14 protein-coding genes are annotated in these 16,100 nt (G+C 65.1%); 4 read left to right on the top strand and 10 right to left on the bottom strand.

Annotated elements, in window-relative coordinates; all coding sequences use genetic code 11:
- Positions 1-11 precede the first annotated feature (11 nt).
- Positions 12-845, top strand: coding sequence for an ABC transporter ATP-binding protein (locus tag ACSR1C_RS04445; RefSeq protein ID WP_460258134.1), 834 nt, complete (start codon positions 12-14; stop codon positions 843-845).
- A gap of 25 nt (positions 846-870) precedes the next feature.
- Here the strand turns inward: ACSR1C_RS04445 and ACSR1C_RS04450 are convergent, their stop codons facing one another.
- Together ACSR1C_RS04450 and ACSR1C_RS04455 are read right to left on the bottom strand one after the other, a co-directional pair.
- A complete protein-coding gene (locus ACSR1C_RS04450) occupies positions 871-1,320 on the bottom strand; it encodes a VOC family protein (RefSeq protein ID WP_460258135.1) in 450 nt (149 codons plus the stop codon).
- The gene (locus ACSR1C_RS04455; protein ID WP_460258136.1) at positions 1,317-2,897 is read right to left on the bottom strand and encodes an ABC transporter permease; all 1,581 of its coding nucleotides are present in this window, start codon (positions 2,895-2,897) and stop codon (positions 1,317-1,319) included. The genes ACSR1C_RS04450 and ACSR1C_RS04455 overlap by 4 nt, the downstream gene beginning before the upstream one ends.
- Positions 2,898-3,361: 464 nt before the next feature.
- On the opposite strand from ACSR1C_RS04455, the gene ACSR1C_RS04460 reads away from it, so the two are divergent.
- Genes ACSR1C_RS04460 through ACSR1C_RS04470 form a run of 3 tightly spaced genes read left to right on the top strand, consistent with a single transcriptional unit; the run spans position 3,362 to position 6,485 of the window.
- The gene (locus ACSR1C_RS04460) at positions 3,362-4,342 is read left to right on the top strand and encodes an ABC transporter substrate-binding protein (protein ID WP_460258137.1); all 981 of its coding nucleotides are present in this window, start codon (positions 3,362-3,364) and stop codon (positions 4,340-4,342) included.
- On the top strand, positions 4,342-5,469 hold the full coding sequence (locus ACSR1C_RS04465; protein WP_460258138.1) for an NADH:flavin oxidoreductase/NADH oxidase: 1,128 nt from the start codon (positions 4,342-4,344) through the stop codon (positions 5,467-5,469). Before ACSR1C_RS04460 ends, ACSR1C_RS04465 begins: the two co-directional genes overlap by 1 nt.
- Positions 5,466-6,485 carry an aldo/keto reductase gene (locus ACSR1C_RS04470; protein WP_460258139.1) on the top strand — a complete coding sequence of 340 codons (1,020 nt, stop codon included), beginning with the start codon at positions 5,466-5,468 and terminating at the stop codon, positions 6,483-6,485. The genes ACSR1C_RS04465 and ACSR1C_RS04470 overlap by 4 nt, the downstream gene beginning before the upstream one ends.
- A 64-nt stretch (positions 6,486-6,549) precedes the next feature.
- Here the strand turns inward: ACSR1C_RS04470 and ACSR1C_RS04475 are convergent, their stop codons facing one another.
- The 8 genes from ACSR1C_RS04475 to ACSR1C_RS04510 form a co-directional block, all read right to left on the bottom strand.
- Positions 6,550-7,299, bottom strand: a complete 750-nt coding sequence (locus ACSR1C_RS04475; protein WP_460258140.1) for a maleate cis-trans isomerase family protein — start codon at positions 7,297-7,299, stop codon at positions 6,550-6,552.
- Positions 7,300-7,305: 6 nt separating this feature from the next.
- Entirely contained in the window at positions 7,306-8,766 is a 1,461-nt protein-coding gene (locus ACSR1C_RS04480) for an amidohydrolase family protein (protein WP_460258141.1), read from the bottom strand.
- On the bottom strand, positions 8,763-9,659 hold the full coding sequence (locus ACSR1C_RS04485) for a polysaccharide deacetylase family protein (RefSeq protein WP_460258142.1): 897 nt from the start codon (positions 9,657-9,659) through the stop codon (positions 8,763-8,765). Before ACSR1C_RS04485 ends, ACSR1C_RS04480 begins: the two co-directional genes overlap by 4 nt.
- The gene (locus tag ACSR1C_RS04490) at positions 9,656-10,846 is read right to left on the bottom strand and encodes an amidase (protein WP_460258143.1); all 1,191 of its coding nucleotides are present in this window, start codon (positions 10,844-10,846) and stop codon (positions 9,656-9,658) included. Before ACSR1C_RS04490 ends, ACSR1C_RS04485 begins: the two co-directional genes overlap by 4 nt.
- Before the next feature lie 2 nt (positions 10,847-10,848).
- The gene (locus tag ACSR1C_RS04495) at positions 10,849-12,330 is read right to left on the bottom strand and encodes a 4-hydroxyphenylacetate 3-hydroxylase family protein (protein ID WP_460258144.1); all 1,482 of its coding nucleotides are present in this window, start codon (positions 12,328-12,330) and stop codon (positions 10,849-10,851) included.
- Between the two features lie 235 nt (positions 12,331-12,565).
- Positions 12,566-13,549 (bottom strand): substrate-binding domain-containing protein, encoded by a 984-nt coding sequence (locus ACSR1C_RS04500; protein ID WP_460258145.1) that lies wholly within the window; start codon positions 13,547-13,549, stop codon positions 12,566-12,568.
- A gap of 3 nt (positions 13,550-13,552) precedes the next feature.
- A complete protein-coding gene (locus tag ACSR1C_RS04505; RefSeq protein WP_460258146.1) occupies positions 13,553-14,584 on the bottom strand; it encodes a DUF5591 domain-containing protein in 1,032 nt (343 codons plus the stop codon).
- Positions 14,585-14,594: 10 nt separating this feature from the next.
- Complete coding sequence (locus ACSR1C_RS04510) at positions 14,595-16,049, bottom strand: NAD(P)-binding domain-containing protein (protein WP_460258147.1); 1,455 nt, start codon at positions 16,047-16,049, stop codon at positions 14,595-14,597.
- Positions 16,050-16,100 lie beyond the last annotated feature (51 nt).

Raw genomic sequence — 16,100 nt, forward strand, 5'->3', positions numbered from 1 at the left:
AAGGACGACAGATGAACATGGGTCCGAGTGCCGAGGCCACCCCGCCTGCCGGGGGCGATGCGGGGAACAATCCCGTCGATATCTTGGTCGATCATGTCGAAAAAAGCTTTCACACGAAGCACGACGTGATCAAGGCGCTGGAGGATGTCACGCTGAAGATTCACCGGGGTGCATTCGTGGCGCTGATCGGCCCTTCGGGCTGCGGCAAGTCCACCCTGCTGCGCCTGGTGGCGGGGCTGGATGCACCGGATGACGGATCGGTCCGGATCAGGGGGCATCAGCCGCTGGAGTTTCGCAACCAGGGCCGCCTTGGCATCGCCTTTCAGGACGCGGCCCTGCTGCCCTGGCGCTCGGTTCATCAGAATATCGCGCTGCCGCTTCAGATCCTCAAGCGCCCGGTCAAAGCGCATGACGAAAAGATCCGCGAATTGATCGAGTTGGTCGGCCTGAAGGGCTGCGAGGATCACCTGCCCGCGCAGCTTTCGGGGGGCATGCGCCAACGGGTGGCCATCGCCCGTTCGCTGGTCAGCGCGCCGGAGGTGCTGTTGATGGATGAACCTTTCGGCGCGCTTGATCAGATCCTGCGGCGCACGATGAATATCGAGCTGCAACGGATCTGGAGCCAGCAGAAGACGACGACCCTACTGGTCACGCATGGGATCGACGAGGCGCTGTTTCTTGCCGATCAGATCGTCGTCATGCATGCGCGCCCGGGCCGCGTGGCCGAGGTGGTCGATGTGCCCTTCGCGCGCCCGCGTACCAAGGCGCTGTTTTCGGACCCGCAGTTCCACGCGATGTGCGAAGAGCTGATGGAAAAGCTGCATCCGGGCCACAAGGACGACTGACAGGCTTCACGCGCCGAATGTCGTCTCAGGGCGTCGGTTCGGCGGGGCCGATCCATTCCAGCTCGACAAAGGCGCCGCCGGGGCTGCGCAGATAGCAGCAGCGCCCGCCGGGAAAGTCGATGACCTCGCCCAGCAGTTCGGCCCCGGCGGCGCGGCAGGTGTCCACGGTCGTTGCCAGATCGTCGACGTGAAAACAGATGTGGCCCGCCCCCGGCCGCCACGGCAGCGCATCCCCCTGCGGCGCGGGGCCGGCGGCATCGTGAAAGCAGATCAGCTCCAGCACCATATCCAGGCCCGGCGCGCGCATCTGGGTAAAGGCGCAAAGCAGCCCCGCGTGCCCTGCCATGCGGGCGATGTCGGGGCCGATGTTTTCCTCCACGAAATCGGCGTGAAAGCCGAACACCTTCGTGAAAAACGCCATGGCCGCGGGCAGATCGCCGACCGTGAGAGAGACGTGGTGAAGATGAACGCTCATCGCCGGGTCCTGCGTTCGAGCATGCCGACCAGTTCGTAAGTGCCGGCCGAGATCAGGATGGAGATCAGCGCGCCGGCCCAGATGGTTTCGTAATCCAGCGCCGGGCGGGAAATGTTCAGCAGATTGCCCAGACCGACCCCGCTGACCAGCCATTCCGCCACCATGACGCCCAGCAGCGCCATGGGCGCGACCATCTTGGCCGCCGCGAAGAAATAGCTGATCGAATAGGGAACCGCGATGCGCCACAAAAGCTGCCAGCGCGACCCGCCGTAGACCGACACCAGATCCCGCGCCGCCGCTGGGATGGCGGTAAAGCCCTGGTTCAGCAGCACATAGGCCGGGAAAAAGACCACCAGCATCGCCAGAAAGACCGAGGCCGTGATCCCGCGCCCGAAGGCCAGCACGACAAAGGGCACCAACGCCACCAGCGGCGTGTTCTGAACGAGCATCGCCACCGGCACCAGCGCCCGCGCCACTGCCGGGGCGAGGATCGACAGCGCCGCCAGCACGAAGGAAAAGGCCAGCCCGGCGATCAGCCCCAGCGCCGCCATCGGCAGGGTAACGCCTAGCGCCGTCCAGATCGGATCGGCGTTTTCGGTAAAGATGAACCGGATCGTCTCGGTCGGGGTGGGCGCGATGATCGACGGCAGGTCGGCACCCTTGATCAGAAGCGCCCACAGCACGAAGGGCAGCAGCAGCGCGATCAGGCCAAAGCCGGCCCGCCCCAGCCGCCGGCCGTCGCTGTATGGAGCGGTGCCCAACGAAGGGGCCAGCGTCACGCTTTGCGTCGTGCGTTGCAGCCAGACGGCGGGCAGGAGAAAGACGAGATAGCCGCAAAGCGCGATGGCCGAGGTCGAGATCGCGATGCCCCAGAGTCGCGCCGGATTGGCCTGCGGCAGGGTCGAGAGCAGGAAAGAGCCAAAGCCGAAGCGGGTGCCGGAGCCGAACTCGCCCAGCACCGCGCCCAGCACTGCGATCGGTGCGGCCACGCGCAGCCCGGCGAAGATTTGCGGCAGGCTGCCGCGCAAGCGCACATGGCGCATCAGTTCTGCCTCGCCGCCGCCATAGACCTCGATCAGGTCCGACAGGCGGCGGTCCACGTCCTTCAGGCCCAGCAACATCGTTGACATGGCGGGGAAATAGACCATCAACGCCGCCAGGATGGTCTGTGGCCAGTCGCCTTTGAAGAACAGCACCAGAAGCGGTCCGACAACGATCGCCGGCATGGTGTAGATCGCGATATTCACCCCGCGAAAGGCGGTATCGAGCCACGGCAGGCGGCAAAAAAGCAGCGCGCCGATGAAGGCCGCGCCGCCGCCTATGGCGAAGCCGGTCAGCGCGACCTTGATCGTGGCGGCCCCGTGCATCACGAAAAGATCCGCGCCGATCCACAGATCCCGAAGGATGTAGACCGGGCTGGACAGGATCAGCCGGCCTGTCCGCGTGCCCGAGCCGAGCAAGTGCCAGGTCAGCAGCACCAGAGCCACCACAAGGATCCGGCCCAAGGCCTGCACGGCACGGATACGGCGCGGCGAAAGGGCGAAACGGGGAGAAGAGGAAAGTACCTTGGCGGGCATGTGATCTGATCTCGGCCTGGAAGGACGCGCGGCAATCTGGACGGCCATGCCGGGATGCCCGCCCTGTCTGACAGACTGCCCTGTTGGCGCCGGGGCGGCCAGAATCATGGCTGGGCCCATGACGCGGTAAAACTTGGCCGCAGATGCGGGCCCCTCGCGGGCCTGTCACGAAATTGTATAAAAGCTGTGCGGCGGGCCGTGACACCCGGAAAACGCGCACGGCCCGGCGGTCTCGGAAAAATGCGAAACCGTCTTGTATTTCAGCGTTTTGCGCCGTTTCGCCTGGTATTTTACCGCTTTTCGGCCATCGGCGCGGTTTCGCGAAATTAAGCAAGTCAGCGCGCAACGGCAGGCAAGACAGCAAAATTGACCATGCCCCACCGGGCTTTCTAAGCTTTCGGGACGGGAACCGGAAAAACGGACCGCGCCAAAGCTTTCAACAATCCCAACATCAGGATATTGCCATGACCAAGCTTTCCCGCCGCGCTTTCACCGCTTCCGCCCTGGGTGGCCTTGCCGCCGCCGCCGTGCTTCCGGGCCGGGCCGCGCTGGCATCCACCAGTAAACTGACCCTGCAGGCCATCTGGATCAACGATCCCGAATTCAACGGATATTACATCGCCATGGAGAAGGGGTTCTATGCCGAGGAGGGGTTGGAGATCGACTATATCCCCGGCGGCCCCGATGTGATCCCGCAGGCCTCGCTTCTGACCGGCAAGGCCGACGTCGCGCTGACCTCGCCGCTGGAAACCGCCGAGGCGATCTTTGAAAAAGGCGCCAGGTTCAAGGTGATCGGCGCGCAGTTTCAGAAAAGCCCCGACAGCGTGATCTTTCTGAAGGAAAGCGGCATCACCACGCTGAAGGATCTGGAAGGCAAGACCATCGCCTGTCCGCCGCTGAACATCGGCCCGTTCAAGATCGTGCTGAACCTGAACAAGGTGGACGCCGATACAATCACCTTCGTTCCCTACACCTTCGACCCGACCCCGCTGGCGCTGGGGCAGGTGGATGCGGTTGTCGATTTCATGACCTCGATGCCCTACGTCGTGGCCCAGGCGGCGCAAAAGGAAACGGGCTTCATCCTCTTTTCCGACGTGGGCATGGTTTATGGTCAGGATCTCGTGTGCGTGACCGAGGACACGCTGGCCGCGCGGCGCGACGATCTGGTCGGGTTTCTGCGCGCCTCGCGCAAGGGATGGGTCGAAGAGTTCAAGGCCCCCGGCAAGGCCGCCCTCGAATGGGAGGACACCTGGTTCAAGGGCAACGGCTATAGCCCGGACATGACCCAGTTCCACTCGAACATTCAGGTGGATCTGATCGACCATCCCCACGGGGTCTATTCGATGGATGACGTCTGGATCGAGCAGACGCTTGCCTCGCTCAACAACGTCGGCATCCCGGCCACCAAGGATATGTTCGACACGTCGCTGCTTGCCGAAATCTGATGAAGGACATCAAGGTCGGGCAAGGGATTGCCCTGTTCACGCCCCTGAAAATCAGGGGGGTGACCTTTCGCAACCGCATGGTTCTGTCGCCCATGAGCCAATATGCGGCCAAGGACGGTCAGGCGACGGGATGGCATTTCGACCATTACGCGCATATGGCCCTGTCCGGCCTTGGCGGCGCGCTGGTCGAGGCCACCGCGATCAGCCCCGAAGGGCGGATCACGCCCGACTGCCTTGGCCTTTGGGACGATGACCAGATCGAGGGCCTGTCCCGTATCGCGGCGATCTTTCACCGCCATGGTATCCCCGCCGGTATCCAGATCGGCCATGCCGGGCGCAAGGGGTCTACCGACGCGCCCTGGAACGGTGGACAGTTCCTGCCGGAGAGCGATCCGCGATATTGGCAAACGCTGGCCCCCTCGGCGCTGAAATATCACGATGACTGGCCCATGCCCCGCGCGCTGACGCTGGACGGGATCGCACAGGTGCGCGCCGATTTCGTGTCCGCCGCCCGGCGCGCCGTGGCCGCGGGGTTCGATTTCATCGAAATCCACGGCGCGCATGGCTATCTGCTGCACAGCTTCGTCTCGCCGCTGTGCAACGCGCGCGAAGATGGCTATGGCGGCACGGCCGGCAACCGTATGCGCCTGCCGCTGGAGATCACCGCCGATCTGCGCGGCGTGATCCCCGCCGATATGCCGCTGTTCTACCGCGCCTCCTGTATCGACCGCGTCGAGGGCGGGTTGGTGATCGAAGATACCGTGGCCCTTGCGAAGGGGCTGAAAGACGCCGGGGCCGATCTGGTCGATTGCTCTGCCGGCGGCGCGGCGATGAGCACGAATGGCGCCTATATCAAGGGCGACATCACCGAACAGCACGATATGGCGGCAACGATCCGCGCAGAAAGCGGCCTGGCGACGATGGCAGTGGGGGGAATCCACACCCCCGCGATGGCCGCCGGTATCCTGGATGCGGGCAAGGCCGATCTTGTGGCGATCGCCAGCGAGATGCTGAACAATTTCGATTTTCCCCGCCAATGCGCCGAAGCGCTGGGGGTTGAACAGCCGGATTTCGTGCAGCCGCTGCGCTATGCCTTCTACAACCAGTTCAGCCGGGCAAAGCCATGAGACCAGAGCGGGCGGAGCTTGGCGAAACGGGTCTGCGCGTCAGCCGGATCGGTTTCGGCACCGCCCCCTTGGGGGATTTCTACGATTACCTGCAGGAACATGAGGCAATCGCCACGGTCGAGGCCGCGTTGCGCGCCGGGATCAATCTGGTCGATACCGCCCCCCATTATGGCAACGGGCTGGCCGAGCATCGCACCGGCACAGCGCTGCGCGGCGTCGTGCGGGACGAGGTGGTGATCTGCACCAAGGTCGGCCGGGTCATGCAGCCGCAGCGACAGGGAAAACCGGCCGCCCCCGCGCGCGGCTTCGTTGGATCGCTGCCGCATCGGCCGTGTTTTGATTACAGCTATGGCGGCACGATGCGGTCGGTCGAACAATCGCTGCTGCGCCTTGGGACCGATCGGATCGACCTGTTGCTGATCCATGACATAGACCCCTGGACCCATGGCGCGGACCGGATCGAAACCCGCTACCGCGAAGCGGTGGAGGGCGCCACACGCGCGCTTTCGGATCTGAAATCGCAAGGGGTCATCGCGGGATACGGCCTTGGCCTCGACGATCATGAGATGGCCGAGCGGTTTTTGGGCGATGCGGATTATGACGTGATCCTGCTTGCGGGCCGCTATTCGCTGCTGGAGCAGCCCGCGCTTGCCACGCTGATGCCCAAGGCCAAGGCCGCCGGTACGGCGCTGATCCTGGGCGGGGTTTTCAACTCGGGCATTCTTGCCACGGGCGCGGTGGACGGGGCCAGGTATAACTATGAAACCGCGCCCCCAGACATCCTGGCCCGCGTCGCGCGGATAGCGGCGGTCTGTGCCGCCCATGCCGTGCCGCTGCCCGATGCCGCGGTGCAATTCGCGCTGGCCCACCCTTGCGTCGCCTCGGTGGTGCTTGGCGGGGTCAAACCGGCCGAGGTTATCCGCAACCTGACCACGCTTGAGACTGTCATTCCCCCGGCATTCTGGTCCGACCTGAAATCCGAGGGGCTGCTGGCGCAAGACGCGCCGACGCCCTGAGCATTGTTCATGGGGCATGAAAGGGCCCGCTCATACACGCGCTTTCATGTTTTCCAATGGAATATCAGATGTCGAACATCTTGCCCCATCCGGTGATCTTCGGCGTTACCCCGGCTTTCAGGCAGGCGTCCAGATAGGTGACCGAAATCGAGTCGGCCAGGGGGATGCCTGTCTCTGCCTCGAACTCTGCCGCCAGGGCGGTGGCCGGGAAATTCGTGCAGACCACGGCGATGCAATCGGCGGCATCATGGACGGCGGCGCGCAGCAGCGCGCGCATCTTTTCTGGCGGGGTCGCGCCGATATCGACATTCGCCACGCAGCCGAGCGAGACCGCCTGCACCACCTCGAAACCGGAACGTGTGTAATTCGCGATGATCGCGGCGGTCACGTCCTCGGTATAGGGCACGGCCAGGGAAATCTGCTTCCAGTTCCTTTGCTCGAAGAGGTCATAATAGCCGATGGTGGCGGAGGTCGCTTTGATCCCCGTCTCGGCCGTGATCGCTTCGCACAACTTGTGATCGTGCTCGATCCCGCGCCAACTGGCGGCGGTGCCGTTCCAGGTGATCACATCAAGCGGCGCATCGGCCAGCAGACGCGCGGCGGCAAGCATCGGTTCGAACTGGAAATGCGCCTCGGACGCGGCGTTCAGCGCCAGTTTCTGCACCGTGATGCGCGAGAAGTGGTGGGATATCCGCCCGGCCTCTTGCATGTTTATCGCATAGGTCAGCGGTTCCGCCCAGGTGTTGGACGAGGGCATGATATGGCCGATGCGCGTGTAACTCTCGGGCGGGTTATAGGGATAGGGCAGGGACATGGGACCTCATTCGCAGGGCAGGTTTCGGGTAAAGCCCAGATCGGGCCGGGGGCGGTCGTCCAGGAAATGCTGGACATGCGGCACGGTGTTTTCGGCCAGGGCGCGGATCTCGGCGCGGTTCGCTTCAAGCCGGGGCATGAAGCCTGCGATCCGGGCGCGCAGGGCGTCGGGGTCAAAGCCGGTGGGGCGGCCCGCATGCAGCACCTCTCGCCCGGCGACGAAGACATGGGCGACAGAGGCGCCGTTTTCGGCTGTGACCATTTGGGTGATCGGCGCGTTGAGCGGGCAGAAGGCCGGGCTTTCCAGCGACAGGCAGGTCAGGTCGGCCGGCGCACCGGGGGCGAGCGTCGCGGGCGCCAGCCCCATGGCCGCGGCCCCGCCCAGCGTCGCCATCCCATAGGCCTGCGCGGCGCCGACCCAGCGGCGGGCCGGCGTCTCCCACAGCCGCGACAGGTTGGTGGCGTGGCGCATCGCCTCGAACATGTTCATCCCGTCCGAGGAATTGGCGCCGTCGGTGGCAAGGGCCACGGTCACCCCTTCTTCCAGCATCATCCGCAGGGGTGCGACTCCGGCGCCAAGCCTTTGATTGGACGCGGGGATATGGGCGACCGTCGCGCCATGGCGGGCCAGGGTGGCAAAATCGCGCCGCTCCAGCCAGACGGCGTGGCCGGCGGTGAAGTCGGGGCCCAGAATTCCCAGCTCTTCCAGCCGCTCGACCGGGGAAGCGTTCCAAAGCGCGCGCGCCACCTCGGCCTGAAGGCGGCTTTCCGCGACATGCATATGCAGGCGCCAGCCCCGCGCGCGGGCCAGGGCGGCGGCGCCTTGCAGGAATTCGGGGGTGCATTGGTGCGGAATTGTCGGGGCAAGGCCCCAGGCGATCCGCTCGGGCAGATCAAAGCCCATGGCCTCGTCGATCCTGCGCAGCAGGGTCTGGGGATCCTGCGGCGTGCCGGTCAGCGCTTTGGCCCTGCCGGCGGGCAGCGCGTCGGCCAGGCCGGAGATCGAGTCGGCGAATCCGATATCGGCGACCATGGGGGCGATGACGGCACGCAGCCCGGCGTCGTGATAGGCTTGGGCCACGGCGTGCAGATGCTCGGGCTCCGGCGTGGGCATTCCGACGACCAGATCATAAACCGCTGTGACGCCGCTCGACAGCATGTCCCACGCGCCCAGCAGTGTGGAATCGTAAACCATCTGCGCGTCGCGCCCGGCGGCCATCCAGCCGCCATGCGTCAGCGAAAGTTCCAGCGGCCAGAGGTCTGCCACCCCCTTGTTCAGGTTCGCGTGGCCGTGGGTATGGGCATTGATCAGCCCCGCGATGACCATATGGCCCGAAATGTCGCGCTGCGGCAGATCGGTGCCGTGATCCCCGGCGATCCGCCCGTCACGGATCACCAGATCACGCGGCACGACCTTTGCGGTCAGCGGGCAGGCGACGAGCCCGCCCTTGAGCACCAGCCCGCTCATGCCGCCGGGGGCGGCGGGCAGACGCCTGTGAAATGGCGCGCCACATCGGCGCGCCCGGCGAACCACACGCCCTCGGTTGCGCGGATGCTGGCCAGGAAACCGCGCAGCGCGTCGAACCGCGCGGGCTGACCCGAGACGCGGTTGTGCAGGCTGATCGTCATCATCCGGGGCGAGGTCTGGCTTTCCCTCAGCAGCGTGGTGAACGCAGAGGCCAGATAGGCGCGGAAATCCTCTCCGGTGGGCAGCTTGGCGGTGGCAAGGCGGTTGTCGTTCAGCGTGAAGCTGTGCGGTACGATCAGCCGCCCGGCATGCCAGAAAGGCAGATCGTCGGCATAGCTGTCGGCGTCGTAGATCAGGCATTCATGCTCAGCGATCAGCGCGCGGGTGCGGACCGATGGCGCATAGCGGCTCTGCCAGCCGGTCGGCGGCCGCCCGATGGCGCGGGTGATGCCCGACACGGCATTGGCGATGGCGGCGCGTTCCTGCGCGTCGTCCATCAGGAAATGACGCATGAACCGGTCGCCATGGGCGCAGACATCCCAGCCCGCCTCGGCGATCAGCGCGGCGGCGTCGGGGTTGCGCGCCAGCGCCTGTGCGCAGGCCGAAACCGTCGGTGGCAGGTCCAGCTCGGCAAAGAGATCGGCCAGCCGCCAGAACCCGGCACGGCTGCCATATTCGAAAAGGCTTTCGGCCACCAGATCGCGCGTGCCGGACGGCACCTCGCCCATGATCGCATCGGTGAGCGCAAGTTCGGTTGCCGGATCACCGTCGGGGATCGAGGGCTCGGCGCCTTCCTCGAAGTTCAGCACCACGACGATGGCCAGACCCGCCCCGCCGGGCCAGCGGAAATCGGGCTTGTGCCGCCCGTAGCCGATGAAATCGCGCTGGCTCATGCGGCCCGCCCTGCCGGGAGTTGCGCGTGGAGCGTGGCGGCCATGGCCAGCAGGCGCTCCTCTCCGCGCGGGCCGGCGATGAACGACAGGCCGACCGGCACGCCCTCGACCATCGTCGCGGGGATGTTGAGCTGGGGCAGGCGGGCAAGCGAGGCCACGCAGGTCAGCGCAAGGGTTTTCTCGCGAAACTCGATCAATTGCTCCAGACCGCCGCCCACGAAGGGGGGCAGATCGTGGGCCGTGGGGATGCAGATCACCCCGTCCGCGCCCAGCAGGTCTATCATGTGCTCCGTCAGCCCTTCGCGCCAGCGCGCGGCGGGGGCGATATCGGCGGCGGTCACCGTCGCGGCCAGCGCCATGCGTTGCGCGATCGAGGCCGAGACCTGCCGCCCCTCCGCCGCCGCCCAGGTGCCGAGCGTGGCGTGAAGATCGCCCAGTTGCAGCGGGCGGAACGTATCGAGCCAATGCGCCACGCCGCCGCGATACAGATCGACCTCGGCCACGGGGCCAAGCGCCCTGGCCAGCGGCAAGAGCGCCTGCGCCACGCGGGGGTTGAGGATCGCGAAAGCATCGCGCGCCAGCAGCAGGCGGGTGGCGGACAGATCGCCCGTGGGGCCGAAGTAAACCTCGCCCACACGGGACATCACGGCCGGAGAGCGCGCCATCCAGCCCACGGTATCGAAGCTGGGCGCCATCGCCATGACACCGGCCACGGAGATCCGCCCGAAGGTGGTGCGCAGCCCGAAGATGCCGCAAAAGCTGCCCGGCACCCGGACCGAACCGCCGGTATCGGTGCCAAGCGCGAAATCGACCAGCCCGCCCGCCACCGCCGAGGCCGAGCCGGCGGAAGAGCCGCCCGGCACCCTGTCGGGGGCGGCGGGGTTGATCGGCGTGCCGAAGAACTCGTTGTCACCGAACATGCCGCAGGCGACCTCGTCGGTATGGGTCTTGCCGGCGCATTGCGCCCCGGCGGCCAGCGGAATCTGCACTGCGGGCGCCGTGGCGCGGGCGATCACCCCGGCCGCCAGCCGGTCGGGGTTGCCGCAGGCTGTCACCGCGCCTTCGATATCGAACAGATCCTTCACCGCGAAGGAGAGATCGGCCAACGGCCCTTCCCATGTGGCGCGAAAAGGCGCGGGGCTATGCCCGACGAAGGCGGCCCGGCGGATCGTTTCAATCTGCGTCATGATCACTCCGCCGCGACATTCAGCTTGTTCTCGACATCAAGGTTGTAGCTGGCCATGAAATCCTCCACCCGGGTCTTGGCGTTGTCCCAATCGAAGAAGCGGAAGCTGTTGCCGCGGGTCACGAATTGCGCGCCGGAATAGAACATCTCGTATTGCAGGTGCCGCGAGCCGAACTCTGACCCGACCGCATCCCACGCCAGTTTCATCAGCTTCACCCGGTCGTGCGAACCGGCAACGGGCGAACGCTGGGTGCGGGCGATGATGTCGGCGGTTTCGTCCGCCGCGAAATCCAGATGCGATGACGGCACCATGATCATGCCACCCCCCGACAACAGGCGGATCGCCTCGATAATCTCGGGGTAAGTCGTCTGCGCCACCACCTGCGCGGTACACAACAGGCTGCGGTCGGGGACGAAATATTGCCCGAACTGCTCGCCTTTCGCTTCCATCGCGATGACAAGCGCATCCATGTTGGCGACCTTGGCGGCGATCAGGCCAAGCTGTTCGCGCACCTGCGGATAGGTGATGACGTTGTTCAGATCGGCGATCTTGCGCGCCAGACCCAGCAGGAAATGCAGCTTCTGGGTCAGCCGGATCATGCATTGATAGTTTTGCATCACATGGGCGCGGGTCTGGTGCCATTGCGCCTGCGCCATCTTCAGATCCTTGTAGACGAAGACCCGCTCCCACGGCACTTTGACATCGTCAAAGACCACCACGGCATCATTCTCGTCAAAGCGCGCGGAGAGCGGGTAATCGAAGACCGAACTCGCCGCGCCCTCGTAAGAGCGGCGGGACAAGAGTTTCAGTCCCTTGGTCCCCAGCGGCATGGCGACGGTAAAGGCGTAATCCTCATCGCCCGCCTGCAGCGCCTGAAAGCCCGAAACCATGATCTCGTTCGCCAGGATGCCGGAGGTGGCCAGCATCTTGGCCCCCCGGATCGTCACGCCCTCGGCGTCTTCATCGACGATCGCGGCAACAAGGTTCTTGCCGGGCTGGCCAGAGGCCGATTTCGCCTTGTCCGCCTGCGGGTTGATGATCACGTAGGACAGGAACATGTCATTGTCGCGGATGTAGTCGAAGTAATCGGCCATCGCGGCGGCGCGTTTGGGATCATTCGCGCCGAAGACATCCAGCCCCATGCGAAAACCCACGAAGGTCGAGGCAACGTGATCCGGCGACCGACCCAGCATGCCGCAGGTCTGAGTGGCCCAGCGTTCGATCGACACGCGACGCTCGACAAGCTCGGCATAGCTGGTGGGCATCATCCAGGATTTGTTCACCCGCGCGCCGGTCTTTGGCGAGGCGAAGGTCATCGCCTCGATATTCTCGGGGGCCGCTTGATAATCGTAAAGGGCGCAGGCCGAGGCCACGGCGCCCCTGAAGGCGGGATCGGTGGTGACATTCTCGACCCGCTTGCCATCGATAAAGACGCAGCGGTCGTCCTGAAGGCTTTTAAGGTGGGCAGCGCCGTTCTTGGGCATGGGATAACTCCGGTCTCGGCGGCGCAGGGGAATCTTATCCTGCGATGCACCGCGGGCATGTGGTTTGGAAACGGCCCCCGTCTCCACTCGCCCTTTTTCGGGTCCGGCGGCGGGGTGTCGCGACAAGTCTGGAAAGACAGCACAAGCGGGTCAATCCTGCGGAAAGCGCCCCGCAGGGACAGACATTTCAGGGCGCAGGGGCGGCCATATCTTGACTGCCCCTGCGCAAGCTTTGTCAGGTGGTGCGCATATCGGCGTCGAACATGTCTTCGGCCGTAATATCCGTCGTCAGCAGACCTTCGTTCTTCATGTAGCCGATCACGGTCTTCAGGGTTTTGCGGTTGGCCGCAAACCCGGCGGCCCAGTAATCCTTGCCGAGCCGGCGTTCGCTTTCCAGCAGGTGGTCGAACAGCCAAGGCAGCATGACGTTCAGCGCAGCGCTGTTGAAAAGCCGTGCGCGGGCCTCGTCCTGCGCGCCGCACAGGGCGGCGTAAAGGCGTCTTGTCAGGCCCGGATTGGCTGCGGCGATCTCGCGTTTCAGGGCGAAAATATGCATCGGCGGGAAGATCCCGGTCTTTTGGTAATAGGCCGTCTCTGCCGCCACCGGATCATCGAAAAGGCGTGTGACGGGGCAATCGGGATCATGGGGGTCATAGGTTGACGGGGCCCCGGCGGTATAGAGCGCATCGATCTTGCCGTCCGCCAGCATCTTCGCCAGCCCGCCGTCATCGCTGGCGTGGACGATCTCGAACCCGCCGGGATAGGTCTGCGGGTGCTCGTCGGCGGTGCGGCCGAACTCCAGCCCGTTGGTCACATAGACCGGCGCCCGCATGTCGAGGCCATGGTGTTCGTCGAAAATTCCGCGCAGCCAGACGGCGGCGGCCATGTCCCAGATCGGCACGCCGACGCGTTTGCCGGCCAGATCGGCGGGGCTTTTCAGCCCGGCGGCCTTGTTCACGAAGACGCAGGAAAAGCGGAAATGGCGCGAGGGAAAGACCGGCAGCGCCAGATAGCGCCGCGCGCCTTCGAGATCGCGCAGATAGGTTGCCAGCGGAAATTCGGCTGCGTCATAGGTATGGTGGGTGCATTGTTCGTTGAAAAGCTGCTGCACGCCGTGGACATGCCAATCGGCCTCGACCCCGTCGATCGTGACCGCCCCGTCGATCAGCGGCCGGATACGGTCGCAGTCAGAGGCCCCTATACTCAGTTTCAGCGTCATGGCTCAGCTTTCCAGTTGGTGAATACGGGTGATCAGCACGTCGAGAAGCTCGGGCAGGGCGAGCGGTGTGGCATTGGCGCCGCCCCGCGACCAGGCTCCGCCGACACGATCGGGCGTGGTGCCGAGGCGCCGCGCCAGCCGCTCTATCGCATCGGTGCAATCGGCGGTCTCGGGCAGACAGGTGATGCGAAGCTCGGGCGGTAAAAGGTCATTGGCGCCGACGAAGGCCAGGCGCTCGGTGCCGCAAAGCTTGGAGGCGGTGACGCCGTGTTCCTTGCGCGCCGCCTTTTCCAGCACGAAGCTGCGGTGCGTCAGGCCGGGCGCCACCCATGAAATCCGCGCATCGTAAAGCCCGCCGATCCGTTCCATTACCTTGGCCAGCAAGGTGGCCATGATATTGTGCATCTCGACATAGGCGCGTTTCTCGTTCGCGCCCCAGATCCACTTGCCGGGCCCGACCTGTTGCGCCGTGCTGTCCGCCCGCCAGGGAGAGACCGCATTGCCGCGCTTTTCGAAAAGCCCCGGATCGTCGTAGGCATGGGAGGGCGAGGGCTTGCCCTCGTACCCGGTAACCGTTTCGTAGGGGACCAGCGCCATGGGCTCGGAAATCACCGCGCGGTGGATATACGTCCCCTTGCCGTCGCTCAGGATCGAGACGTCCATCAGCTCTTGCGGATCGTCCGGCCCGAGGCGCGCGCAAAGCTCCTGCGCCAGCGGCTGGCGGGCGATGGGGCGGAAGCCTTCGTCGTAGAGCCGCCGGTTGATCGCCCGATGTTCCGAGGAAAAGGGATAGGGCTTTGTCGCCGTGCAGGGCAGCATCAGCAGCACCTTGCGCCCCTCTTGCGGCAGCTCCGGCATGTAGCGCTCGGTGATGAAGGCGATCCAGTCGGCGATCCGCGGATGGGTGAGGGATTCGAGGTTGTCCTGCGGGCTGTAGAGGCACAGCTCCGGGTCCAGCGCATAGGGGGGCTGGATCTTTTCCTGCGACTGGTGGAACCGGTCCGCCCTGTCTTCGACGATCACTTTGTTCGACATCTGAAACCTTTCACACAGGTGTTTCGCTGGAATCGGCAAGGGCGGGATCAGGCATGGGCGCGGCCTCGGGGCGCAGTTCGGGTTCGTCATAGGCCATCAGTGCGGCCAGATGGGCGTCGGCATCTTCGGTGAAAAGCTGCCGCGTGATGCCGCGCACCACCCGCTCGGCCCCGAATTTCAGGGCCGAGATGCCGGCGGAGCAGCCCTGTGACACCATCGACGCGAAGGTGTAGCAGTAATGCCGGGCGAGCATGGCGTCGCTTTCTTCGGTCTTGCCCCGGAACTGGAAGGCATCGCCCAGATAGGGATAGCTGCCCAGCCCGTAATCCCCGGGGCCACGCGCGGGCCCGTGCCTGTCGGCCCAGGTGGCGATGTCGGCGGCCATCCGGCGCAGCTCTGGCCGGGCGGTGAAATCCACCACCATGCCGGTGCCGACGATCAGGTAATCTGCATCAAAACGGCCTTGCGGCGTGGTGATTTGTACCTTGCCATCAGCCTCGCGCAGATCGCTGAAGGGGCTTTCATAATGGATATGGAAGCTCTTCCAGATCGCGCAACGATTAAAGGTTTCCTGCGGGGGCGGCTGGTTCATGCGGAAGATTTGCTGCATGAACGCCCATTTTCTCGCATCATCCAGATCCGGGAAATTGCGCAGAAAGCCGGTGAACTCCATCCAGCGATAGGGGTTCACCGGCGGCAGTTTCGGCCTGCGCACAAACAGATCCACATGCGCGCCCGCCTCCAGCGCCCGGGCGGCGTTGTCGAAGGCCGAGGCCCCGCCGCCCAGCACGGCAACGCGCTTGCCCTTCAACGCGGCAAAGTCGATCGCATCGGCGGTATGCGCAAACAGCGCCTCGGGCAGGGCGGCGCGCACGAAATCGGGCACCGCCCAGGCGCCGGTGGCCTCGATCCCCGGGGTCAGCACCACGGCGCGGGCGTAATCCACCGTCTCGCGCCCTGCGGTATCGCGCTGATGGATGGCTGTGATGCCGCCGGGCAGGGGCTCCAGATCCACCACTTCGACGCCGTGCCGGATCGGCGGGTTCACCGTGCCGCGCAGCCAGTCCAGATAGTCCTGCCAGTCTTCGCGCGGGATCTTGCCAAGCTGCGCCCAGGCCAGATCCCCGAAACGGGCGCGGTACCACGCCTCGGGTGTCAGCGCCGGTATCCCCATCTCGGGGCCGGAGACGTGTTTCGGCGTCCGCAACGTCTTCATCCGCGCGAAGCTGCGCCAGGGCCCGGCCTTGCCCGGCAGGGCCCGTTCATAAAGGCGAATTTTCGTCACACTCTCGCGCATCAAACCGAGCGCGACGGTCATCCCGGATTGCCCGGCGCCCACGATCGCGACGTCCAGCACCTTGGTGCCATTATGGTAATGCGGAACGACCCAGGACCGTTTGGGATAGGACAGCATATCAAGCTGCGCTTGCGCCTGCGCGGCCAGCGCGTCGAGCGGATCGGTCATGAAAACTCCTGATCAGGGCAGATGGACGCCCCCGTTCAAAGGGCTGGCTTT

The sequence above is a fragment of the Actibacterium sp. D185-2 genome (assembly GCF_054954595.1).